The following is a 22,542-nucleotide window of genomic DNA, read 5'->3' as shown; positions in this document are numbered from 1 at the left end:
ACTAGGCCAGCAATTGTTGTTGTGCCTGTCTAAATGGACACCTTTTGCTATCATGATTCGAGCAACTAACGCCGTTGAAAGGCTGCTGTAGTTATGTCTGAGCTTATGAATCAAATTATCACGCCCGAAGTTCGCATGGTTTTGTACCTACTTGTTGCTTGCATCGTGATGCTTTACATCCTTTCGATTGTTTATGTCATCCGTGATGCGCAACGTCGTGGAGCCGAGCCTTGGTGGTTGTGGGCCATTATTTCGGTCATTCCTGTGGTAGGTCTTTTGGCCTACGTCATCCTTCGTCCATCCAGCTATCTGGTAGATCGCGAAGAGCAGGACTTGGATATTGCTTTGCGTGAGCATCAGCTGTCCCACTATGGTATTTGCCCTAAGTGCGGCGCACCTATTGACCGTGACTTTGTTGTCTGCCCTATCTGCAACACACAGGTGCGCAATGTCTGCCCGACTTGCCACCGTCCTTTGAATGCTGACTGGAAGGTGTGTCCTTACTGCCGTACGCATATCCAATAGCAGCACATATCTCGCAAATCTGACACCCGCTTCGGCGGGTGTTTTTGTGTGTATCTTTACCGAAAAGCGTCTTATCTGCGGGAGAGTGGAGTGAAATCTATCCCATTAACAAAGAGTGTTGTAAAGTAAGACAGTCTGTGTATGCCGTTTAGCCGGGAGGCAAGAAGCATGTGGCATCTTTGGGGGTATAGCCTCACGATGAAAAACAACTCGATGAAGCCTCTTGAAAAAACCATGCGCACGCCAACTATCTAGGCGCCTGCCTCTTGATACGGCCTCGTGGTCGCGGGCATGCGCCTTGGTATTGCTGACTTTTATTTGCAGGGAGAGGTTTTCCATGAAGGTTCTTTTTAACGATGGTCATGTGGATGAGATTCCCGCTGAGGAGGAGCTCCACGTTATCCGCCATACGGCAGCACATATCCTGGCAGAAGCTGTAAAGTCGCTCTATCCCCAAGCTCACTTTGGCTATGGTCCTGCCAATGAGAATGGTTTTTATTACGATATTGACCTTGGTGATGCCAAAATTTCCGAAGATGATTTGCCTGCCATTGAGGCGCAGATGCGTGCAATTACCAAGGCAAATGAAAAGATTTCGACCTTTGAACTACCTCGTGCCGAGGCCATTGAGCTGATGCAGGAACGTGGTGAGAAGTACAAGGTCGAGCATATTGGTGATTTGCCTGAGGATGCACATATCACCTTCTATCAGCAGGGCGACTATATTGATATGTGTGTTGGTCCTCATCTCATGTATACCAAAGGACTCAAGGCGTTTAAGCTTACCGCTGTTTCTGGTGCATATTGGAAAGCTGATGCCAACAACAAGATGCTTACTCGTATTAGCGGTACTGCTTTTCGTAATAAAGAAGAGCTTGCAGAGCATGAGCGTCGCATTGAAGAGGCCAAGAAGCGCGACCATCGTAAGATTGGCGCCGAGATGGAACTCTTTATGATGGCAGACGAGGGTCCAGGTTTTCCTTTCTGGCTTCCCAACGGCATGCTACTTAAGAATTCCCTCATGGATTATTGGCATGAGATGCAGATGAGTCACGGTTATGACGAGGTTCAAACACCGATTATTTTGTCCCGTAAGCTGTGGGAGACCTCAGGTCACTGGGATCATTACAAAGACAATATGTATACCACCAAAATTGATGATGAGGATTTTGCCGTCAAGCCAATGAACTGCCCTGGTGCCTGCCTAATTTACAAGAGCAAACCTCGCAGCTATCGTGATTTGCCTCTCAAACTTGCAGAAGCAGGACTTGACCACCGTCATGAGCTCCGTGGCGCACTCCATGGTCTTTTCCGTGTCCGCTCCTTTACGCAGGATGATGCTCATCTCTTCATTCGTCCTGATCAAATTACCGAGCAGGTTACCGATACGGCACATCTGATTACTGCTTATTACGAGCAGTTTGGCTTCCCGTATCGTGTTGAACTTTCTACCCGTCCTGCCGACTCAATGGGTTCTGATGAAGATTGGGAGCGTGCTGAGGCGGGTCTTAAGGATGCCCTTGAGAAGCTTGGTGTTGACTACAAGCTCAACCCCGGTGATGGTGCTTTCTATGGACCTAAGATTGATTTCCATTTGGAGGATTGTTTGGGCCGTGAGTGGCAGTGCGGTACCATCCAGCTTGACTTCCAACTTCCGCAGAACTTTGAGTTGGAATACACCGATGCCGATGGCAGCAAGCAGCGTCCCATCATGATTCATCGTGCAGGTTTTGGTAGTTTTGAGCGTTTTATTGGCATGTTAACCGAGCAGTATGCTGGCAAGTTCCCCACGTGGCTCTCTCCTTGCCAAGTCAAGATTTTGCCCGTCTCTGAAAAAACCCGTGATTATGCTCACAAGGTTGCCGACGTACTTCGCGATGCCCGTATCCGCGTCAAGGTTGATGACCGCGATGAGAAGATCGGTTACAAGATTCGTGAAGCGCGTGGTATCGATCGCGTGCCTTACATGCTGATTTTGGGTGAGCAGGAGCGTGATGGCGGATATATTTCTGTTCGTGATCGCAGTAATGAAACCCACCAGAGCCAGCTTGATGACTTTGTCACTGCAATTACTGCTGAGATTTCTGAGCGCAAGTAAAGAATAGGTAAGGATTTATGCTCATTGCCAGAAGCTTTATCGCTTTTCTCTTTTTTAGTTTTTGCGGCTGGCTGTGGGAGACTCTTTTTTGCACGGTCAATTCAGGGAGCTTCCAAAGTCGAGGCTTCCTGTTTGGACCGATTTGTCCCATTTACGGTGTTGGTGTTCTCAGTGCCCAGTTTGTCTTTGCTGTTATTGAAAAATGGACTGGTACCTTACTTTTGCTGCAGACTTTCATTATCTGCGTAGCAGGAGGTATTCTCATTGAGTACTCTACTTCTTGGTATCTCGAGCAGCGCTTTCATGCGCGTTGGTGGGATTACAGCCATATGCCCTTGAATATCCATGGACGTGTCTGCCTGCCAGTTTCTTTGATTTTTGGTGCGGTGGGTTGTTTTGCGCTCAGGATTGCACTTCCTTGGTTTGCCTCCGTTGAGTCATTGCTTAATCCTTTAGCGCTAGAAGTGATTTCGCTGGTTGCGGCAGCTATTTTTGGTGCAGACTTCGCCTTAACTGAGGCAGTATTGTCTGAGCTTCAGATGAAGGTCAAAGAACTAGACGACGAGCTCACACAACGTGGCGAGCGTATGTATCAGGTGGTTGCAGGAGCGCCATCTGAGTTAAAGGCCAAGGTCAGCGAAGTGAGTGCTGAGGCAAAAGCTGTAATGGAAGCTAGTGGCGATCAGTTAGCCACTCTTGCGAGCGATTCTAAACGTAGTGTGAGCAATCAGATGACAAAGGCTGTTTTTACGCTGACTTACTGGCAGCAAAACCAGCTACAGAGAATGCGCAGTGTGCAGCCAAGCTCTTGGGTTGGCAAACTCAAAGGCAGAATGTCCAAGGACTTAGCTAGCAAAGACAATGATGTGCGACGCTAGGGAATGGCTATGAGTCAAACTGAGCTAGAAGATCTAATTTCTCGCTTATTAGGCAAAGCTTATACCCGCGTTGTATTGCTTGATGGAACAGAACAGGCTGTGTACCTGCAGAGTCTGGCAAACAAATGCGGAACATTTAGTAGCTTGGAAGTGTTAGGCAGTCTACCTTTAACCTGCTGTGATATTCGCAAAGAAGCACAACGGACTCACAAGCAGGAGAGGGCTCTGCTTGTCAATGCGAGTAATTGTAGCGCCTTTGCGTGCGCAGCAATTCGCCTAGGCGCTGATTTGTGTTTCGAGCGTTTGGAAGATATTTGTGGAAGTAGCGCAAAGGGAATCGTGGCGATTTCGGTGCCTCGCAAGGGCTCTGTTTGGTCTGCTCGGGCTCGGGAAGTTATAGACCGTCTACCTCAGGTGGATGTAGACAAGCAGAATGCACTGCTTTTGCTCTATCGTGCCTACGAGAAGGTATGGCATGAGTCGAGTGATGTTGCTCTTGCTGTGGCAGCATATTTGGTGGCACATCCTGTGGTAAAGCATGTCTATTATCCTGGACTTTTGCGCAATCAAAACGACTCAAGCCAGCGCGATCAACTGAATGCTTGTGCACCGTCTATCCTGCAGGGTGGTTTTGGTCCCTATATTGAACTTGCCTTAGCAAAGAAGCTTGCTGCAAAAAAACCTGCTATTACAAATGATTTGCTCAACTACCGCGGTCCCCTGGATGGGCTTGAGATTTATCGTCTTGATTGTCGTCACATGAGTGTGGATTCCCTCATCGGCCAACTTGAAATTTTGCTTGGTGCATAGCCAATTGGTGCTTGTTCGTTGGCGCTTTACGAATCCGCTGTCTCCCCTTTATGCAAACGATTCGAAAGCGTACCAAATGGCTGAAGAACCCCAGATAAAAACTTCCGCGAGGGTGTTTATTGAACCCTCTGCAAGTAAAAGGGTGCTTCTTGAACCCGTTGTGGGCTTTGGGGGTGCATTGTGAACCCGATGCAAGCACTTTATTGCAGGCGGTTCGAAACCGTACCAAACCGCCGAAGAATGCCCAGATAAAAAATGATGCAAGGATGCTTCTTGAACCCGATGCAAGCAAAGGGGTGCTTTGTGAACTGCCTGCAGGTAAAAAGGTGCATTGTGAACCGCCTGGGGATATGTGGGGTAGTTAGACCGGACCATCTGAGAAGTGCATGAGCTTGTGCAGATGAGCAGGACGAAGCATCTCCGCTTGCACCGTTAGGTCTACTTGTATACGGGACGCTGGTCAACTCATATTTTTGCTTAATTGAATGCGCTTTTTGATGCAAAAATGATGCTATGCCTAGTACCATAGAGGGCAAGGCAAACTCGCATCCGACATGGGAAGGGGAGCCATGGCAGACAAACAAGCCTATATCGTCGTGGATAGCGACGACGCGCTCGATGGAGCGCTTGCGCAAATGCGCGAGGCACAAGCCATCTTCGCGACGTATACCCAAGAGCAAGTTGACAAGATTTTCTACGAAGCGGCAATGGCAGCCAATAAGGCGCGTATTCCGCTTGCTCAGATGGCCGTCGAGGAGACGGGCATGGGCATCATGGAAGACAAAGTTATCAAAAATCACTTTGCCTCCGAATACATTTACAACAAGTACAAAGACACCAAGACCTGTGGTGTAGTAGATGAAGATCCTGCGTTTGGTATGACCAAGGTTGCAGAGCCTCTGGGTGTTGTAGCGGCAGTTATTCCTACTACCAATCCCACCTCTACGGCAATTTTTAAGTGCTTGCTGTGCCTTAAAACCCGCAATGCAATCATGATCTCTCCGCATCCTCGTGCAAAGAATTGCACAGCTGAGGCTGCTCGTATCATTGCCGAGGCAGCTGTTAGCGCAGGTGCACCTGCAGGCGTTGTTGGCTGGATTGCTTCTCCTTCGCTCGCTGCTACCAATGGTCTTATGCGCTCGGCAGATATCATTTTGGCTACCGGTGGCCCTGGCATGGTGAACGCTGCCTATAGCTCAGGTACTCCTGCTCTTGGTGTTGGTCCTGGCAACACACCTGCCATTATTGATTCTACGGCCGACATTAAGCTTGCCGTTAACTCCATCATCCATTCCAAGACCTTTGACAATGGCATGATTTGTGCTTCCGAGCAGTCTGTGACTGTTTTGGCTGACATCTATGATGAAGTCAAAGCTGAGTTTGAGCGTCGTGGCTGCGTCTTTTTGTATGGTGATGACCTCGAGAAGGTCAAAAAGACCGTTATCATCAACGGTGGCGTCAATGCCAAGATTGTTGGCCAGTCTGCCCATACCATCGCTCACATGGCAGGCGTTGAGGTTCCTGAGGGCACCAAGATCCTTATCGGTGAGGTCAGCGATGTCTCTCCTGCAGAAGAGATGGCTCACGAGAAGCTCTCTCCTGTGCTTGGCATGTACAAGGCTGAGACGTTTGAGGAAGCTCTTGCTAAAGCAGAGCGTCTGGTTGCCGATGGTGGCTATGGTCACACCTCTTCGCTGTATGTCAACGTAAATGAGCGCGAGAAGATCTCCGCTCACGCAGCTGCTATGAAGACTAGCCGCGTGCTTATCAATACTCCTTCTTCGCAAGGTGGTATTGGTGACATCTATAACTTTGCTCTAACCCCGTCGCTAACGCTGGGTTGCGGCTCTTGGGGCGGCAACTCCTTCTCCGGCAACATTGACGTCCACCAGCTGCTCAATACCAAGTCGGTGGCAGAGAGGCGTGAGAACATGCTGTGGGTACGTACTCCCGAGAAGGTCTATTTCAAGAAGGGCTGCATGCCTGTGGCGCTGCGTGAACTGGGTGCTGTCTACGGCAAGAAGCGCGCCTTCATCGTGACCGACCAATTCCTCTTTAAGTCTGGCTTTACCAAAAAGATTGAGGAGAGCCTGGATGCTCAGGGCATTGCTCACTCCAGCTTCTGGAATGTCGCTCCCGACCCCACGCTCCAGTCTGCAGAAGAGGGCCTAACCCAGCTGCGTGCCTTCGAGCCTGATTGCATTATCGCAATCGGTGGCGGCTCTGCTATGGACTGCGGCAAGATCATGTGGGCCATGTATGAGAGCCCTGAGGAGAAGTTTGCTGATATGGCCATGGACTTCATGGACATTCGCAAGCGTGTCTATGACTTCCCCAAGATGGGCAAGAAAGCCTTCTTTGTCGCTATTCCCACTAGCTCAGGTACTGGCTCTGAGGTAACACCGTTCTCCATCATTACCGATGCGACGACTGGTGTTAAGTACCCCATCACCGACTACGAACTCATGCCCAATATGGCTATCGTAGATACCGACAACATGATGACTCAGCCCAAGGGCTTGACTTCTGCATCGGGCGTTGACGTGTTGACGCACTGCCTTGAGGCATATGTCTCGGTGATGTCGAGTGACTTTACCGACTCTTGGGCCCTGCGCGGTATGAAGAACGTCTTTGATTACCTGCCTCGTGCCTATGATAACCCCAACGATGTCGAGGCACGTGACCACATGGCCAATGCTTCTTGCTTGGGTGGCCTTGCCTTTGCAAATGCATTTTTGGGTGTCAATCACTCCATGGCTCACAAGCTAGGCGCCTATCACCACATTCCTCATGGTTGGGCAAATGCAGTGTTGCTTCAGCGTGTTATGCGCTACAACTCCTCTGAGCGCCCCGTTAAGATGGGGACCTTCCCTCAGTATGATCATCCCAAGACCTTGGCTCGCTATGCTGAGTGTGGTCGTTACTGTGGGTGTGAGGGCAAGACGGATGAAGAAGTCTTTGAGAACTTCCTCAAAAAGATCGCCGAGCTCTTTGATCATGTAGGTGTCAAGCACACCATTGCCGAGTACGGTGTTGATGAGAAGTACTTCCTTGATACCCTCGACGAGATGAGTCTTAATGCCTTCAACGATCAGTGCACAGGCGCCAATCCTCGCTATCCGCTGGTCTCTGAGATCCGTGAGCTCTATCTCGACGCCTACTATGGTCGTCCCGCTAGTTCTTACGACGCATAAGCCAATCTGTACCGTTTCTTAAAAGAAGGGATGGACATGAAGCTCTCTGATAGTAAAACTGAACTTGCACGTCGCCATAACAAGGTGGTTTACCAGGATGGTAACCGCGTTGTGAAGGTCTTTAACGACCAAAAGCCTGCCTCTGATGTTTTTAATGAGGCACTCAACACTGCTCGTATTATGGGTACTGACATCAAGGTATCTGAGGTGCTCGAGGTCTCGCGCATTGAGGGCGGTGAGTGGAATGGCAGCTGGGCTATTGCTAACAGCTACATCCCTGGTCGTACTCTGCGCGATATCGCAAGTGAGGTTTCCTACCCCGACAAAAACAATCCTGATCTAGACAAGCTTCAAGAGTTCACCGAAAAGATGGTTGACCTGCAGATTTCTGTCCAAAACGTCAAGGCACCTCTGCTTAATCGCCAAAAGGACAAGCTTGCTCGTATGGTCAATTCGGTTAAGGCAATAGACCCTTCGACTCGCTATGACCTTGAGCTGCGTGTTGATGGTCTGCACAACATCGGTGCGGTTTGCCATGGTGACTTTGTTCCCAGCAATATCATCGTTGCTGATGATGGGGAGCTCTACATCTGCGACTGGGCACACGTTACCTCTGGCGATCCTGTGGTGGATGCTGCCCAGACTTATCTGCTGCTCAAGCTTCGTCATCCCATTTGGGCTGAGAGCTATCTTGAGCTCTACACCCGTAAGGCTGATGTTGCCAAGCAGAAGATTCACTACTGGGTACCTGTCGTTGCTGCAGCCGAGCTTGCTCGCGGTCGTAAGCGCGACGAGGACTTCTTAATGGCACAAGTTAATGCAGGCGATTTCCAGTAAATCTTTTAATCAGGAGGAAAAGAGATGAAGCTTAATTCCAAGATTCAGCGTTTTTTTTGGTCTAGCATGCACTTGTGTGTTGGCAGTTGCAATCAGTTTAGGTGTAACTGGCTGTGGTAATAATGACAAGCAGGTCATTCAGGAAGGTCTTGAGGATGTCCTTGATACCTTCAAGAATCCTACGGTCAAGTCCATCAAAAAGGCAATGACCAAAGCAGGTGCCACCAAGGATGAAATTGAGTATCTGGATTCCTCCTTTGCGGCAATCGAGCAAATTGGTATCGTTCCAGATGATTTGTTCCACTATCTTTTCCTGGACTTTGACTACAAGATTGGCGATATTGAGGTTAATGGCGACAAGGCTACCGCCAAGCTTTCAGTAACCACCAAGGACTTTGAGGCCGCCACCAAGGCATTCCAGACTGAGCTATCCAGTGATAGCATCAAAGATGAAATGACGAATATTTATTCTAAGTCTGGCAATGACACAACAGCACTCTATAAGTTTGTCTTTGAAAAGCTCTATGCTTGCATTGAAAAGGCTGATACCAAGACCCAGGACATTACTCTTGATCTCAAGAAGAATTCCAAGGACAAGTGGGACTTTGAAGCCAAGAGCATGAACGATTTCAATAACACGCTTTTTGGTGGCATGAATAAAATGGGTACTGCACTGCAGCAGTAGTTAAAGTCATAACGACAGTAACAAAAAGAGTCTCTCGAAAGGGAGGCTCTTTTTGTATGAGCAGGATAGACATGTAGGCAAATGTGTGTCCGACACATATGCATGCGTTCAACCACTGAATAGCGGTGAAAAACGCTTTGCAACACATGCAAGCTTCGCTATTTGGAACACAGGTGGGATACCAACCGCAAACACCCCCCGCAAATGGTTCAAGTTTCGGGGTAAGCAAGCGTAAAGTCGCAGGTCACATTTTCCTATAGTTCGAAAAATGAACCATCTATCGAAGCTCCGCGATGTAACACAAGATAGCTGCCCCCAACTTTCATAGGAAAAGCTGTGATAGGGAAGCGTGTGGTTTATGCGCGGGTATAGCGGACGAATGAGAAAGGGATACCTTCGGAAGTGCTGCCACCATCTTTGATTTCGGCAAGCTGCCAGCTAGGATCCTCATCAAGATTGGGGAAGAAAGCATCAGCACGACGCAGACAGTCATTTTTGGTTACAACAACCTCGCTGCAATAGGGGAGCAGCTGACGGTAAACGGAGCTACCACCAATAACCCATACCTTATCGGGTTGCTCTGTACTCACAAGCTCTAGTGCTTCTTCTACAGAAGCAGCACGTTCTATGTCCTCGCGACAAAAGTCGTTCTGACGTGTCAGTACAATATTGCGCCGCTCTTTAAGTGCGCGACCGCCAGGAAAGCTATCGAGGGTACTGCGTCCCATAAGCACGGTGCCGCCCTTGGTGTAGCGTACAAAATGACGCATGTCTTCTTTATTATTCACAAGGAGTTGTCCCTGATTTCCGATGCCCCAGTCGGAGCACACTGCAACAATCGCTCGCATACTGCTCCTTATACTGCAATCGGAATATTTTTAACCTGGGGACCATGTTCATAGTCATTAACTATAAGGTCCTTGGTTGTAAAGTCATAGAAGTTGTGTATCTCAGGATTAAGGCTCACCCGTGGCGCTGCATATTGAGGCCTGCTAATCAGCTCTTCAATAACAGGCACATGGCGATCATAAATATGTGCATCGGCAATCATGTGTACAAGCTCGCCTGCATTCATATCAGAAACTTGTGCCACCATCATGAGCAACAGGGCATACTGGCATATGTTCCAGTTATTTGCCGCTAATACATCTTGGCTACGTTGTACGAGCAGCATATTGAGGGTGGGTCGCGACTCGTTTGGCTCCTGCGTTACATTGTAGATAGCGTTAAAGGCACAGGGATATAGGTTCATCTCAGGTAGATCAGCAAACTGATAGAGATTGGTCATAATGCGACGAGAGTAAGGTTCATTTTTGAGTTGCCATAGCACGCGATCCATTTGGTCCATATCACCTTCGGGATAGCTTGTTTTTTGAGCTACTTGGTATCCATACGCTTTGCCGATAGAGCCACTCTCATCTGCCCACTCATCCCAAATATGGGGTGCCAAGTCTTTGATATTGTTGGATTTGCGTTGGTAAATCCACAGAACTTCATCCATACAACTCTTAAGACCAGTGCGGCGTAGCGTTAACGCAGGAAATTCTTCGCTAAGCTTATAACGATTGCATACGCCAAACTGTTTAATGGTATAAGCAGAACTACCGTCTTCCCAATGAGGGCGCACGCGCTGTCCTTGGGTGGTAGTGCCATGGTCAATTATATTGCGACACATGTCGACAAAAATCTGGTCTGCCTTGCTCAAAATATTATCCTCTCAATAGGTCGCCAACGAGAGAACTGTCCATAGGCTGATCTGAATAGAGCCCATTCGATTCATCTTCAAGAGATTCGCCACCATAGCTATTATTTGAAAACACATAGGGGTCACCTGAGGAAAGCATCTCATCGCCCACCGCTTCAAATAGTGCGCCAAGACCGCTAAAGCTAGCGCCAATCAGCAAGAAAAGTAGCAACACCGCAATGCCCGCAATAACATAAGCCTTATTTCCAGATGTGCTGTTATCAGGTGAAGTAGTACCAGAAATGGATTCGATTACTGCAGGAACTGCAGGCATGATCGATTGATCGATAACAACACTTTCCTCTTGTTTTGCTTCTGTTTCCTTTTGCTTTGGTTCTACTTGCTCTTCTTGTAAGTCTTCTTGCAAGGGGTTGTTTGGATTAGTGGTCATGAAAGCCTCCTTAGGGTCGGTGAAGCAAACTGCCATGCAAAGGTGCAGGATACGAAGGTGCTATCGCTTCACCAAAGCGAGGATTGTCTTCGCTGTGAGCATCGTTAGAGTCATGATAGCTGCTCAAGCCGTCAACGATAACGCGGTTTGCTTGTGGCAATACACACGCCTCATAGCTAATGACTTTGCCATCAAAAGTTTCTCCGTCATATTCGAGTGGGGCAGGTTTTGTTGGCTCTACACGAATATGTTTACCGCGGAAAACCTCAATAGCAGGACGTCCAAGATTATGCCCCTCTTTGTCTACTAGACTGGCCATAATCGGACGTAGTAGACTAACAGGGCTGGACTGCTCGAGCACAATAACCTCTAGCAAGCCGTCATCCATGCGTCCATCGGGGACAATACGAACATCAGCCTGTATGGTTGAGTTGTTGGCAATGAGACAAGAAATGCCATCGCGTTCAAAGGTCTTACCATCTACGGTAATTTTGAAATGATGAACCTCGGGGTGAGCATTGGCAAGAGCTGCGGCAAAGTAAGCTGCTTCACCAAGAGTTGGTTTGCCTTCAACTGCTGCCTGCATAATCTGTGCGTCATAACCCGTACCCATCATGATGGAAAAACCACGAGTATGAGCAGTACCCTGCTCATCAACAAAGGTAATCTCACCCAAATCGGTTTGTGCTGTGCGTCCAATACGGCAGGCGCGTGCGAGTGCGGGCGGCTCTGCAGCTGTACCTAAATTGACGCAAAAGAGGTTTGCGGTGCCTGATGGGAAGACGCAGGTGATGACCTTGCGATTGCGTAGCGCATACAATAAGGAAGTAGTTGTGCCATCACCACCGGAGACAACCACTAAGTCAAAGTCCTCGGCATCAACAACGGCCTCATCGGCTCGTTGATTGTCCGCAAGGAGGCGCAATACACACTCATCACCGCCGCTCAGCAGTGCTCGTTCAAACTCATATATGGCTGAAGAGCCAAAACCAGAGCGTGAATTATGCACAATTAAGCACCGCATCAAATCCTCCACTAACTACTTTGTGTCGAACGCACCTACCTACCTTCGTTGGCTATCATGGTAGACGGCCAAAAGATGGGAAGGCATGACCGCGTGAACTAGCTTCACAAGTCATAAACATACCCCATCTACAGGAGAATCAGTACCGGGGAGATTGCGTGTACATAACAAGCAAAGATGAGCTTGAAAGCTTTTGCGAGCATGCGCGTACTGCCAAGATGCTTGCGGTAGATACAGAATTTTTGCGAGAGAAAAGCTACTATCCCAAGCTGTGTTTGGTGCAGCTCGGCACAGATGAGGAAATTGCTCTGATAGATCCCTTGGCAATTTCTGACCTGTCGCCTTTGGCACATATCATGGTCGATTCACAAATCATTAAAGTTTTTCATGCGTGCAGTCAAGATCTCGAGGTGCTTTTTGATGTGCTGGACGTGGTACCTCAACCAGTTTTTGATACGCAATTTGCAGCAGCATTTTTAGGTATGCGTCAGCAGATTAGTTATGGTGATTTGGTTAACGAAGCATGTCGAGTGCGTTTGCCCAAAGCGCAGTCTTTGAGTGATTGGTCACATCGACCTTTGACTGCCGAGCAGTTGGAATATGCTGCTGATGATGTGCGCTATCTCCCTCGCATCTACGAAAAGATGATGGATGAATTGTTGGCAAAAGATCGCCTGGGGTGGGTTTTGCCCGAGATGCAGCAGCTCATCGATAAAATTTCGCTAACACGTGATCCTCGTGAGGCATACATACATCTCAAGCATTCTGCTTCACTTACACGCCGGCAGCTTGCTATTGCGCGCGAGGCTTGTGCGTGGCGAGAAGAAAAGGCGGCCCAGCGTGATGTCCCGCGCCGATGGGTGGTATCTGATGAGGTGCTTGTTGAGTGTTCTCGTCACCTTCCTCGCGACATCAATGGTATGAAGCGCATCCGAGGAGCAGAGAAGATTTCCACTTCAGATGCGGAAGCTTTACTTGCAGCGCTTCGTAGGGGAGCTAGGTCGGACGGTTCTGATTTGCCTCGTCGTGCTCGCAAGGAGCGTCCGTCCAAGGAGTCTGAGGGTGTTATCGATTTGATGAATGCGATGGTGCGTATTAGCGCGGCGGAGTGTGGTATTGCACCTCAACTTTTGGCAACTCGTGATGACTTAAACGATCTGCTCTCGGGCAAGCGTGATTGCGTACTTTTGCAGGGCTGGCGTAAGGAAGTCATAGGTAAACGCCTTCAAAGGCTTCTGTCTGGCGAGCTGGGCCTTACCGTTAAAGACGGTCGTATCGAGTTGCTGTAAGTATGCGGTACTTCTTGGGTACAACAAAACTAAGCGATTTAAAGGGGGTTTGGGATGTATCACGGTGACGGAGCCTATATTCTACTACTCATTGTGACCGCTGTTTTGGGAATGGGTACACAAGCTCATATCAAACGTACTTATAAAAAATGGTCTGAAATTGATGGTTCTGATTCAGGAACAGGTGCTGAAGTAGCGCGTCGTATGCTCGATTCTATGGGGGCTAACGATGTTGGTATCGTTCGTACGTCGGGTCATCTCTCGGATTACTATGACCCTCGTGACAACAAGCTGCACCTGTCTGATGAAAATTTTGATGGTGGTTCGGTTGCTTCAGTTGCTGTTGCTTGTCATGAAGCAGGACATGCGGTGCAAAATGCCAATGGTTATGCTCCGATGAAGATTCGCACCGCAATTGTGCCTGTGGTCAATTTTACACAGCAAGCTTGGGTTTTTCTTTTTATGCTTGGTCTTATTACTGGCATGTTTGGTCTTGCCAAGATAGCTGTTCTGCTTTTTGCCTTCTCAGTGGTATTCCAGCTGGTAACCTTACCAGTTGAGATTGATGCTTCAAGGCGTGCAGTTGCTTATCTGGGACAGAGTGGTTCCGCCATTGATGAACGCGGTGCTCGCAAAGTGCTAACTGCGGCAGCTCTGACCTATGTGGCCGCCGCATTAGTCTCGATCTTGCAGCTTTTGTACTATGCGAGTCGCGTAAGGGAGCGTTAAGGTGAGCTGGAATTGGGAACACGGAGAAGAACCCATGGCCGTGCCTGAGCAACCCGTCGCAGAAGAAAAATCCACATATTCAGTTGCCGAAGCGGTGGGTCTTGCTAAGTTAAAAATATCCGAGATTCCCCGCCTAACTGTTCTGGGTGAGGTTACGGGTTTTCATGGCCCTAACGCTCGCAGTGGTCACTGTTATTTTCAGCTCAAAGACGAATCCTCTGCAATGGACGTCACTATGTGGCGTGGAAGCTTTCAGAGACTTTCCTTTGATTTGCGAGATGGTCTGCAAGTAGAGGCTACGGGTAGTTTTCAAGTCTATGACAAGAAGGGAAGTCTTTCCTTCAATATCAGCTCGATGAAACTGGCCGGTGAAGGTGCTTTACGTCAGCAGGTAGCCGAGCTTGCCCGCAAACTGCAGCATGAGGGACTGATGGATCCTGCTCGTAAACGCAAGATTCCCCTGTTTTGCGAACGGGTCTGTGTGGTGACTTCACTTTCTGGTGCAGTTATTGATGACGTAAAGCGCACGCTTGCACGTCGCAATCCATTGGTGGCAATTCAGGCTGTGGGCTGTACTGTGCAAGGGCCAGGTGCCGCTTCAACTATTATTGACGCCTTAGAGGTTGCGGCAGCAGCACATCCCGACGCGATTTTATTGGTGCGCGGCGGCGGTTCTTTTGAAGATTTGATGACCTTCAACGATGAGGCGCTCGCACGTGCGGTAGCTGCTTGTCCCGTGCCTGTGATTACGGGTATTGGCCATGAGCCCGATACCTCTATTTGCGACATGGTATCTGATCGTCGTTGCTCTACTCCCACCGCTGCCGCTGAGTCTGTTGCACCTGCGATGAATGAGCTGGAAACTGCTATTAATGGCAGACAGATTCGTCTTGGACAGTCTATGTCGAGCGTGCTGACAAAAAGTAAGCAGTATATTTTGATGCTTGGCGACTCTTCCAAGCTTTTGATTGAGCGTGAACTTAGCCGTAAAGCGCAGGAAATTGATGCTCTTGCTGCTCATCGCTGTCTCCAAGATCCCCTCGCTATTGTTCGTGAACCCATGGAGAGTCTTGAACTGAGTGCCGAGCGTCTGCACGATGCTATGCCGCGCCTTATGGTTGCGCTGCAGGGCAAAACAAATGAGCATAAGACTCGCCTTGATGGTATAGGGCAGCGGCTTCTGCGCCCTTATCAGCAGCAACTAGCGCATTCGGCAGCAACACTTGATGCGCTTTCGCCCTTGCGGGTGTTAGGGCGTGGCTATTCGCTTGTTCAGACCAGCGAGGGACATGTGGTAACTGACGCAGCCCAACTCAATCAGGGCGATCTCGTCAAACTGCGTTTGCGCAAGGGTTCTGCTTGCGCTCAAATTAGCAAAGTGAGCAATGAGTCGAATCTCGCGTCCAACACGAAAGGAAAGTAGCCATGGCAGAAGACAAAAAAATAGAAGAGTTGAGTTTCAAAGAGGCCTCTGTTGAGCTTGAACAAATTGTCCGAGCGCTTGAGGCGGGCGATTTGGAATTGGAAGATGCCTTGGCTCGCTATAGCCGTGGTGTTGAGCTGCTGGCCGATTTAAGGAAGCGTCTTGCTCATGCTGAGCAACGTGTACAGGTATTGCTTTCTGCTGACCAGACGGCCACTACCGATACCACAGCTGCTCCTGCGACTGCATTTTTGAATGAAGACTAACTTGCTATATATGTTTTGCTAGGAAAGGGGAGTGCTGTGGCCGACTGCATCTTTTGTAAAATTGCCAACCACGAAATTGAGGGCGACTATGTCTATGAGGATGATTTGGTCTGTGCCTTTAGGGATCTTAATCCTCAAGCACCTGTACATGTATTAATTGTCCCCAAGGCTCACTATGACAATCTCATTGACAACGTTCCTGCAGAGGTCATCGTTGCGCTTAATCATGCAGTTGCAGAGGTTGCGCGCATTACAGGTGTGGACAAGACGGGCTTTAGAGTGCTTGCCAATACAGGTGCTGCTGCGGGCCAGACAGTGATGCACTTACATCTGCATCTCTTGGGTGGCAGGTCACTTGGTGAAGGATTGCTTCCTGAGGTATAAGGGTTTACAAAGAAGCTCTTGTCGTTGGCAAGAGCTTCTTTGCATTGGCGTATGATAAGTGCGGCTTATCTGCACCACGAGAGGAGATTCATGAACGTCCTGGTCATTAATGCTGGTAGCTCATCTTTGAAATATCAGCTGCTCGATGTTGATACCCGTGAGGTTTATGCAAAGGGTAACTGCGAGCGCATTGGTATTGACGGCTCTTTCATTGGTCATGAGGAGATGGGTGGCGACAAGCAAAAGCTCGTCGTTGAACTTCCCGACCATAAGACCGCTATGAAGTATGTCAACGAAATTTTGAGCAAGCTAGGCAAGACCGTAGATGGCATTGGCCATCGTGTTGTTCAGGGCGGCTGGTATTTCCCCGAATCCAAGGTTGTTACCGATGAGACTTTGGGTTGGGTCCGCGAGGTTGCTCCTTTGGCTCCGCTTCATAACTATGCTGAGGCGGATGTTATCGAGATGTGCCGCGACCTTTATCCCGGTATTGGTAATGTTATCGTCGCAGATTCTGCTTTCCACTATTCCATCCCTGAGCGCGCTCATCGCTATGCTCTGCCTCGTGACGTGGTTGATAAGCTGCATATCCGTAAGTACGGTGCACATGGTACCAGCCATCGTTTTATCTGGCGTGCCGTTGATGAGTTCACCAATCATACGGCTCACAAGTTGGTGAGCTGCCATTTGGGCTCAGGTGCTTCTCTTTGCGCTATTGAAGATGGCAAGGATATGGACACCACAATGGGCCTGACGCCACTTGATGGTCTCATTATGGGTACCCGTTGTGGCACCGTTGACCCTGCTACAGTTTTTTATCTGCAGCGTGTGGGTGGTTACAGCATTGATGAGATTGACAATATGATGAACAAGCAGTCTGGTCTGTTTGCTGTTTCTGGCGTGTCTTCTGACTCCCGCGATATCGAAGATGGTGCTGCTAAGGGCGACAAGAATTGTCAGATGGCACTCGACATGTTCTCTTATCGTACAGCCCAGCTTTTCTGCGAGATGGCAGAGGCTATGCACGGTGTTGACACCATGGCTTTCTCTGCTGGTATTGGCGAAAATTCATCTGCCATGCGTGCAGGTGTCTGCCGTGAGCTTGAGTGGTTGGGCGTTAAGATTGACGAGGAAAAGAACAATGTCCGTTCTGGTGAAGTTCGTGACATTTCTGCCCCTGACTCCAAGATTCGTGTTCTCATCGTCCCAACCGATGAAGAGTATATGATTGCGCTCGATGTTAAGGAACTGCTTGGCTAAGCGATTTTAAAACACAGAGATTGATAGCCGGAAGCTTTGCGCTCCCGGCTATTTTTATGCTTGGTTGAGTTCAAAAGCAAGACACGCGTCGCCAGTCTCGAGATAGATGACACCGCACTTTCTAAAACCTCTGCTTTTAAGAAGTTGCTGCATAGGGTAGTTGTCACGGTGTGTGTCAATGCGAATTGCCTGTGCACGTGTGCAAGCCCAGTCAAGCAGAAAGCTCCCAATACGTTCACCCTGTCTGAGTGTCGCTATGCGATGTATAACATGGTAAGGATCTTCACTCAACCATGCGCCTTCGATGTAGTGGTAACAAGGGTCGGGTCCCTCCTCAAAATCCATATAACCGCAGATTTTTTGTGCTGTATCAAGACATACAAAAGCAGAGCCATGGGCAAGATCGCGTTTAATTTCGATTTCTCCAGGATAGCTTCCTGGCCATTGATAGGGATTCCCATGGCTACGCATGTAGATGCGCGCTGCATCAAAAACACGGCTAATCGCTGGTATATCGGTTATTTGAGCAGGTCTGATTTGCATCGTGAGCGCTCCTCTCAAGAATTTTCTGCGCGATGGCTCTGCTTTCCACTGATGAACTAACTATGCTCAACTGTCGCCAACGTGTAAATAATGATTCTAATTGGATTTGTTTAATAGACCTTGCCCGTAGAATATTTTTCTGCACTTTGGGTATCCATTGAACGTCTATCTATCCTCGTTTGAGGATGTGTCAAGCAGACCGTGTATAGGAGGCATCATGCCAGCAATGACTACGTCCGGGGTCGCCACACAGCTCATGTCTGTTGGTGTCGACGTTGCGCACCCTCAGCTCCTCATTGACTCATCCCCTTCGTTGCTTGTAGAACGCGCAATCGAAGCACATGAGGGTGTCTTAACCAGTACGGGTGCTTTGTGTGTTGAAACAGGTAAATACACAGGACGTTCACCTGAGGATCGTTTTATTGTTGATACCCCCAATGTGCATGACAAAATTGCTTGGGGCAAGGTCAATATGCCTTTTTCTGATGAGGCATATCAAAAGGTAAAGGCGACGGTCTGTGATTATCTCAGCTCTCGTGATGTGCTTTTTGCTGAGCGTTGTCTTGCGGGTGCTATGCGTATTTACTCGCGCAAATTCCTTGTAGTGTGCGAAATGGCAAGTCAGGCGCTTTTTGCGCGCCAGTTGCTTATCCGTCCTGCAGAAGAGCGTTTGAGCTCTTATGGTTTTGCTGATTTTGTTGTACTTTGTGCTCCAAAACTCAAGCTTGATCCTGAAAAGCATGGCACGCATTCTGAGGCATGTGTCCTGATTAATTTTGAAGAGCACATTATTATCGTTGCAGGTACTGCTTACTCTGGAGAGATAAAAAAGGCAGTCTTCTCTACCATGAACTACCTTATGCCAGTAGAAGAAGGCGTTTTGCCTATGCATTCTTCTTGCAACGTTGATCCGCATGACCATACGACGGCAGTTTTCTTTGGTCTGTCCGGCACAGGAAAGACGACCCTTTCCGCAGATCCACGTCGTTCACTAGTTGGCGACGATGAGCATGGCTGGTCTGATCAGGGTGTCTTTAACTTTGAGGGCGGCTGCTATGCAAAAGCTATTCGCATTTCTCCCGAGACTGAGCCAGAAATTTTTAATGCGATTACCTTTGGTTCAGTTGTTGAGAATGTCGTTCTTGACCCTGTGACACGCATTCCTGATTACTATGACGATACACTAACCGAAAATACCCGTGTTGCTTATCCTATCGAACATATTCCCAATGCAGTTGCGGGCGGCTTTGGCGGAGTACCTAATGTTGTTATTTTCCTTACTGCTGATGCTTTTGGAGTGCTCCCTCCGATTTCTCGTCTGACTACCGAGGGCGCAATGTATCAGTTTGTGTCGGGCTTTACGAGTAAAGTTGCAGGCACCGAGCGTGGAATTGTTGAGCCCACACCTACCTTTTCGACACTTTTTGGTGAACCTTTTATGCCGCTCGATCCCCTTATTTATGCCCGTATGTTTGGTGAGCGTATGAAGGAAATGGGTACTCGTGTCTACCTTATTAATACTGGTTGGACTGGAGGTCCTTATGGTACGGGAGAGCGCATTAGTCTTACCTATACACGTCAGATGGTGACGGCGGCTTTATCTGGTGTGCTTGAGAAGCAGCGCGGTCTCAAACAGCGTTGGCGCCATGATGAGCGCTTTAACCTTGAAGTGCCTACATCTGTGCCTGGTGTGCCCGATCGTATCTTGGATCCACGTCTGACTTGGTCTGATCCTGCGGCGTACGACAAGCAGGCGGCCAAGTTGGCAGCTATGTTTGTCAACAATCAGCGTGGACGCTTCCCCGATATGGATCCCGAAGTTATCGCAGCGGGTCCTCGTATTATTGAATCCTAGCGTCGCGTGGTTTGCGACACAAAAAGACAAGACCTTAAGCTCCTGTAGGTTCAACTGTAGGAGTTCATTTGATAGTGCGCTACCATAGTTTGTGTACAAGTGTCACATGAATGTCAACGTGCGTTGGAGGGATTGCCGTGCATACGTTTTCACGTAGGGATTTTATTGCTATCGCAGGAGGAATGAGCGCTGGAGCAGTACTTTCTGCTTGCTCTCATCAAGAGAAAACGCCTGTTGGAAGTGCCGAGACAAAATCCGAATCGAGTGAGGTCGCTGTACGCGTAGCCACACTCAAGGGTCCGACTTCCATGGGCTTAGCAAAGCTGCAAAAAGATGTTCAAGATGGCAAATCCGAGCATTCCTACGCGTTCAAGATGTACACCAATCCAGCTGATGAAGTGTTACCGCTGTTGGTAAAAGGCGAAGTTGATATCGCTTGTCTTCCGGCAAATGTTGCTGCTATTGCCTACAACAAGACAAAGGGTGCTGTACAGGTAATCGACCTTAACACGCTTAGTGTGTTGTATGTGGTAAGTGCTGATGGGGACATTACTCAGCTCAAGGATCTGACGGGACGTACACTCTACGTTCCCAATCAAGGGGCCAGTCCTGATTATGTGATGCAATTTTTGCTCGCGGATGCAGGTGTAGCTGATCAGGTGACGATTCAGTATGTGAGCGAGCCGACAGAGATTATCGCTGCGCTTGCGAAGGACCCGACTGCTGCTGGCGTCTTGCCTGAGCCCTTTGTTACTGCAGCTCTGACGAAAAATGACTCTCTCAAACGTGTTTTGAATTTGAATTCTGAATGGGCACGTGCAGTGAACGATGATAGTGGTCTGGTGACGGGAGTCACGGTAGTTCGCTGTGAGTTTGCCAAGCAAAACAGCGACCTTGTGGATCAGTTCTTACAGGATCATGCCGAATCCGTTGCCGCAGTTATCGCAGACCCACAAATTTATGGCGAGGTTATTGCTGAGCTGGGTATTGTTGATGCTGCTCCTATCGCAACTCAGGCAATTCCTTACTGCAATCTCGTATGTCTTACAGGCGATCAGATGCGAGAGTCTCTTGAGGGTTACCTCAAAGTGCTGTTCGAGGCAAATCCCAAATCTGTAGGTGGTCAGCTGCCGCAAGATGATTTCTACTTCATTGACTAGCTGCATTGTGAAAAAGCGGGTCAGACACATATGGGGTAATTCGAGACTGCTGCAGATAGTAGTAGCAGTTGCGGTTTGGCTGTGTATTTGGCAGCTTGCGACCCTTGCGGTAGGAACAGATCTGCTTCTTGCAGGACCACTACAAACTTCTCAGACTGCAATACGGCTTTTAGTGAATGGTGAAGTGGTTACTACAGCACTTTGGTCGTTTTTGCGTATTGCTGGTGGCTTTGTGCTGGCTTATGTAATGGCGCTTCTGCTGGCCTATAGCGCATGGCGTCACGTAGCGCTTGAGATTTTCTTGCATCCAGCATTGCTTGCTATCAAAAGTACGCCTGTGGTCTGCATTGTGGTCATGTTGCTCATTTGGTTTGGCGCACCCTGGGTGAGTCTGTGTTGTGTTCTGCTCGTCGTATTGCCTGCGACGTATTTTGCAGCTCTCGAGGGTTTTCGCGCACTTGATAGCCAGCATTTGAGGATGCTCAAGCTATATCAAGTTGATTCGTTGCATCAGTTTGGAGCCTATATTTGGCCTGCTCTCCAATCGTACTTGCTTGCCTCTGCAAAGATGGCTGTGGGCATGAGTTGGAAGGCGGGGGTTGCAGCAGAGCTCATAGGTAGTCCCGCAGGGAGTATAGGCGAACGCATTTATCAGGCAAAAATCGTGCTTGAGACAGCCGATGTGTTTGCTTGGACCATTGTTATTGTGCTACTTGCATATATCTGTGAGCGTGTTTTTTTACATCTACTTGTACAGTCAGCTGATGTTTGTACTGCTTGGGCTGTGAAGTCTGCAGCAAAAAAGAAACACGCTGTATCTGGCTCAAACAAGCTCGTTATTACATCACTTAGCTGTTCGCGCGGGGAAAAGCAGCTTTTTGATGACTTTACACAGAGTTTTGCTGCAGGCTCCAAGACTTGTCTTATGGCTGCGTCAGGGATGGGTAAGACCACGCTCTTACATATTATTGCGGGAATAGAGTGCGCTGATAGGGGAGAGCTTGAACATGGGGGGCGTGTTTCTCTTGCTTATCAGAAAACCTGTCTGCTCGAACAACTCAGTGCTTTGGATAACATCGTACTTGCTGCGGATTTGCCTTTTGCAGAGGCAGAAAGGTTGCTTGCCGAGATTCTTCCTACAGAGTTGCTTTCCAAGCCTGTATGCCAGCTTTCTGGCGGTGAACGTCGCCGTGTTGAGTTGGTACGGGCATTTGCCGCACCAAGTACTCTTGTTTTGCTTGATGAACCTTTCGTTTCGCTGGATGAAGAAACTCATCGTCGGAGTGCTGAGTTCATTTTGCGTCATTTAGCTGGGCGCACTCTTATTGTTGCTACTCACGATGCTTGCGATGCGACCTTTCTTGCGGCCTCTATTCTCCAGCTCCATAAGCCGACAAATTAGCTACGCAACCTAGCGCTTTTCCCACATCGGGTTCAATATGCGCCC

At 48.8% G+C, this 22,542-nt stretch carries 21 protein-coding genes; 16 read left to right on the top strand and 5 right to left on the bottom strand.

Annotated features, from left to right (window positions below; genetic code table 11):
- Nucleotides 1-93 precede the first annotated feature (93 nt).
- From HMPREF9069_RS01900 to HMPREF9069_RS01865, 7 genes are all read left to right on the top strand, one after another.
- Nucleotides 94-525, top strand: a complete 432-nt coding sequence (locus tag HMPREF9069_RS01900) for a double zinc ribbon domain-containing protein (protein WP_021625419.1) — start codon at nt 94-96, stop codon at nt 523-525.
- Nucleotides 526-862: 337 nt separating this feature from the next.
- Entirely contained in the window at nt 863-2,623 is a 1,761-nt protein-coding gene (thrS, locus tag HMPREF9069_RS01895) for a threonine--tRNA ligase (protein ID WP_021625418.1), read from the top strand.
- Between the two features lie 17 nt (nt 2,624-2,640).
- A complete protein-coding gene (locus HMPREF9069_RS01890) occupies nt 2,641-3,501 on the top strand; it encodes a putative ABC transporter permease (protein WP_021625417.1) in 861 nt (286 codons plus the stop codon).
- Between the two features lie 9 nt (nt 3,502-3,510).
- Entirely contained in the window at nt 3,511-4,311 is an 801-nt protein-coding gene (locus HMPREF9069_RS01885; protein ID WP_198009693.1) for a PLP-dependent transferase, read from the top strand.
- 569 nt (nt 4,312-4,880) lie between these two features.
- Nucleotides 4,881-7,505 (top strand): bifunctional acetaldehyde-CoA/alcohol dehydrogenase, encoded by a 2,625-nt coding sequence (adhE, locus tag HMPREF9069_RS01875; protein ID WP_035438072.1) that lies wholly within the window; start codon nt 4,881-4,883, stop codon nt 7,503-7,505.
- Between the two features lie 36 nt (nt 7,506-7,541).
- Nucleotides 7,542-8,342, top strand: a complete 801-nt coding sequence (locus HMPREF9069_RS01870; protein WP_035438070.1) for an aminoglycoside phosphotransferase family protein — start codon at nt 7,542-7,544, stop codon at nt 8,340-8,342.
- Between the two features lie 76 nt (nt 8,343-8,418).
- Nucleotides 8,419-9,027, top strand: a complete 609-nt coding sequence (locus HMPREF9069_RS01865) for a hypothetical protein (protein ID WP_021625412.1) — start codon at nt 8,419-8,421, stop codon at nt 9,025-9,027.
- Between the two features lie 356 nt (nt 9,028-9,383).
- Here HMPREF9069_RS01865 and HMPREF9069_RS01860 read toward each other — a convergent pair whose 3' ends face one another.
- The 4 genes from HMPREF9069_RS01860 to HMPREF9069_RS01845 are packed head-to-tail and all read right to left on the bottom strand — an operon-like array spanning nt 9,384 to nt 12,186.
- Nucleotides 9,384-9,875, bottom strand: coding sequence for a dihydrofolate reductase (locus HMPREF9069_RS01860; RefSeq protein WP_021625411.1), 492 nt, complete (start codon nt 9,873-9,875; stop codon nt 9,384-9,386).
- Between the two features lie 8 nt (nt 9,876-9,883).
- Nucleotides 9,884-10,732: a thymidylate synthase gene (gene thyA / locus HMPREF9069_RS01855; protein WP_021625410.1), complete on the bottom strand. Its 849-nt coding sequence runs from the start codon at nt 10,730-10,732 to the stop codon at nt 9,884-9,886.
- Nucleotides 10,733-10,736: 4 nt separating this feature from the next.
- A complete protein-coding gene (locus tag HMPREF9069_RS01850) occupies nt 10,737-11,162 on the bottom strand; it encodes a hypothetical protein (RefSeq protein WP_035438068.1) in 426 nt (141 codons plus the stop codon).
- 10 nt (nt 11,163-11,172) lie between these two features.
- Nucleotides 11,173-12,186, bottom strand: coding sequence for a diacylglycerol/lipid kinase family protein (locus tag HMPREF9069_RS01845; RefSeq protein ID WP_021625408.1), 1,014 nt, complete (start codon nt 12,184-12,186; stop codon nt 11,173-11,175).
- A gap of 158 nt (nt 12,187-12,344) precedes the next feature.
- On the opposite strand from HMPREF9069_RS01845, the gene rnd reads away from it, so the two are divergent.
- From rnd to HMPREF9069_RS01815, 6 genes are all read left to right on the top strand, one after another.
- The gene (rnd, locus tag HMPREF9069_RS01840; protein ID WP_021625407.1) at nt 12,345-13,475 is read left to right on the top strand and encodes a ribonuclease D; all 1,131 of its coding nucleotides are present in this window, start codon (nt 12,345-12,347) and stop codon (nt 13,473-13,475) included.
- A gap of 54 nt (nt 13,476-13,529) precedes the next feature.
- Nucleotides 13,530-14,204 carry a zinc metallopeptidase gene (locus HMPREF9069_RS01835; protein ID WP_021625406.1) on the top strand — a complete coding sequence of 225 codons (675 nt, stop codon included), beginning with the start codon at nt 13,530-13,532 and terminating at the stop codon, nt 14,202-14,204.
- 34 nt (nt 14,205-14,238) lie between these two features.
- Entirely contained in the window at nt 14,239-15,627 is a 1,389-nt protein-coding gene (gene xseA, locus HMPREF9069_RS01830; protein ID WP_021625405.1) for an exodeoxyribonuclease VII large subunit, read from the top strand.
- Between the two features lie 2 nt (nt 15,628-15,629).
- Nucleotides 15,630-15,893 carry an exodeoxyribonuclease VII small subunit gene (gene xseB / locus HMPREF9069_RS01825; protein ID WP_021625404.1) on the top strand — a complete coding sequence of 88 codons (264 nt, stop codon included), beginning with the start codon at nt 15,630-15,632 and terminating at the stop codon, nt 15,891-15,893.
- A 36-nt stretch (nt 15,894-15,929) separates the two neighbouring features.
- The gene (locus HMPREF9069_RS01820; protein ID WP_035438066.1) at nt 15,930-16,277 is read left to right on the top strand and encodes an HIT domain-containing protein; all 348 of its coding nucleotides are present in this window, start codon (nt 15,930-15,932) and stop codon (nt 16,275-16,277) included.
- A 90-nt stretch (nt 16,278-16,367) separates the two neighbouring features.
- A complete protein-coding gene (locus HMPREF9069_RS01815; RefSeq protein WP_035438064.1) occupies nt 16,368-17,537 on the top strand; it encodes an acetate/propionate family kinase in 1,170 nt (389 codons plus the stop codon).
- A 54-nt stretch (nt 17,538-17,591) separates the two neighbouring features.
- On the opposite strand, the gene HMPREF9069_RS01810 is transcribed toward HMPREF9069_RS01815, so the two are convergent.
- Complete coding sequence (locus HMPREF9069_RS01810) at nt 17,592-18,080, bottom strand: GNAT family N-acetyltransferase (protein WP_021625401.1); 489 nt, start codon at nt 18,078-18,080, stop codon at nt 17,592-17,594.
- Nucleotides 18,081-18,297: 217 nt separating this feature from the next.
- Here HMPREF9069_RS01810 and pckA point away from each other — a divergent pair, with 217 nt between their 5' ends.
- From pckA to HMPREF9069_RS08765, 3 genes are all read left to right on the top strand, one after another.
- Entirely contained in the window at nt 18,298-19,935 is a 1,638-nt protein-coding gene (gene pckA, locus HMPREF9069_RS01805) for a phosphoenolpyruvate carboxykinase (ATP) (protein ID WP_021625399.1), read from the top strand.
- Nucleotides 19,936-20,072: 137 nt separating this feature from the next.
- Nucleotides 20,073-21,095: an ABC transporter substrate-binding protein gene (locus HMPREF9069_RS01800; RefSeq protein ID WP_035438061.1), complete on the top strand. Its 1,023-nt coding sequence runs from the start codon at nt 20,073-20,075 to the stop codon at nt 21,093-21,095.
- Nucleotides 21,073-22,497 carry an ATP-binding cassette domain-containing protein gene (locus tag HMPREF9069_RS08765; RefSeq protein ID WP_021625397.1) on the top strand — a complete coding sequence of 475 codons (1,425 nt, stop codon included), beginning with the start codon at nt 21,073-21,075 and terminating at the stop codon, nt 22,495-22,497. The genes HMPREF9069_RS01800 and HMPREF9069_RS08765 overlap by 23 nt, the downstream gene beginning before the upstream one ends.
- Nucleotides 22,498-22,542 lie beyond the last annotated feature (45 nt).

It is taken from the genome of Atopobium sp. oral taxon 810 str. F0209 (assembly GCF_000466405.1).
In the GTDB taxonomy this organism is placed as follows: Bacteria; Actinomycetota; Coriobacteriia; order Coriobacteriales; family Atopobiaceae; genus Olegusella.
This window is presented reverse-complemented; position numbering and strand designations above follow the sequence as displayed.

Coding starts and splice junctions, on each gene's coding strand:
- HMPREF9069_RS01845 (WP_021625408.1), bottom strand. CDS start 12,186: ATGCGGTGCTTAATTGTGCATAATTCACGCTCTGGTTTTGGCTCTTCA.
- HMPREF9069_RS01835 (WP_021625406.1), top strand. CDS start 13,530: ATGTATCACGGTGACGGAGCCTATATTCTACTACTCATTGTGACCGCT.
- HMPREF9069_RS01870 (WP_035438070.1), top strand. CDS start 7,542: ATGAAGCTCTCTGATAGTAAAACTGAACTTGCACGTCGCCATAACAAG.
- HMPREF9069_RS01815 (WP_035438064.1), top strand. CDS start 16,368: ATGAACGTCCTGGTCATTAATGCTGGTAGCTCATCTTTGAAATATCAG.
- thrS (WP_021625418.1), top strand. CDS start 863: ATGAAGGTTCTTTTTAACGATGGTCATGTGGATGAGATTCCCGCTGAG.
- HMPREF9069_RS01885 (WP_198009693.1), top strand. CDS start 3,511: ATGAGTCAAACTGAGCTAGAAGATCTAATTTCTCGCTTATTAGGCAAA.
- HMPREF9069_RS01900 (WP_021625419.1), top strand. CDS start 94: ATGTCTGAGCTTATGAATCAAATTATCACGCCCGAAGTTCGCATGGTT.
- HMPREF9069_RS01860 (WP_021625411.1), bottom strand. CDS start 9,875: ATGCGAGCGATTGTTGCAGTGTGCTCCGACTGGGGCATCGGAAATCAG.
- HMPREF9069_RS01810 (WP_021625401.1), bottom strand. CDS start 18,080: ATGCAAATCAGACCTGCTCAAATAACCGATATACCAGCGATTAGCCGT.
- pckA (WP_021625399.1), top strand. CDS start 18,298: ATGCCAGCAATGACTACGTCCGGGGTCGCCACACAGCTCATGTCTGTT.
- adhE (WP_035438072.1), top strand. CDS start 4,881: ATGGCAGACAAACAAGCCTATATCGTCGTGGATAGCGACGACGCGCTC.
- HMPREF9069_RS08765 (WP_021625397.1), top strand. CDS start 21,073: ATGATTTCTACTTCATTGACTAGCTGCATTGTGAAAAAGCGGGTCAGA.
- HMPREF9069_RS01890 (WP_021625417.1), top strand. CDS start 2,641: ATGCTCATTGCCAGAAGCTTTATCGCTTTTCTCTTTTTTAGTTTTTGC.
- xseB (WP_021625404.1), top strand. CDS start 15,630: ATGGCAGAAGACAAAAAAATAGAAGAGTTGAGTTTCAAAGAGGCCTCT.
- HMPREF9069_RS01850 (WP_035438068.1), bottom strand. CDS start 11,162: ATGACCACTAATCCAAACAACCCCTTGCAAGAAGACTTACAAGAAGAG.
- xseA (WP_021625405.1), top strand. CDS start 14,239: ATGGCCGTGCCTGAGCAACCCGTCGCAGAAGAAAAATCCACATATTCA.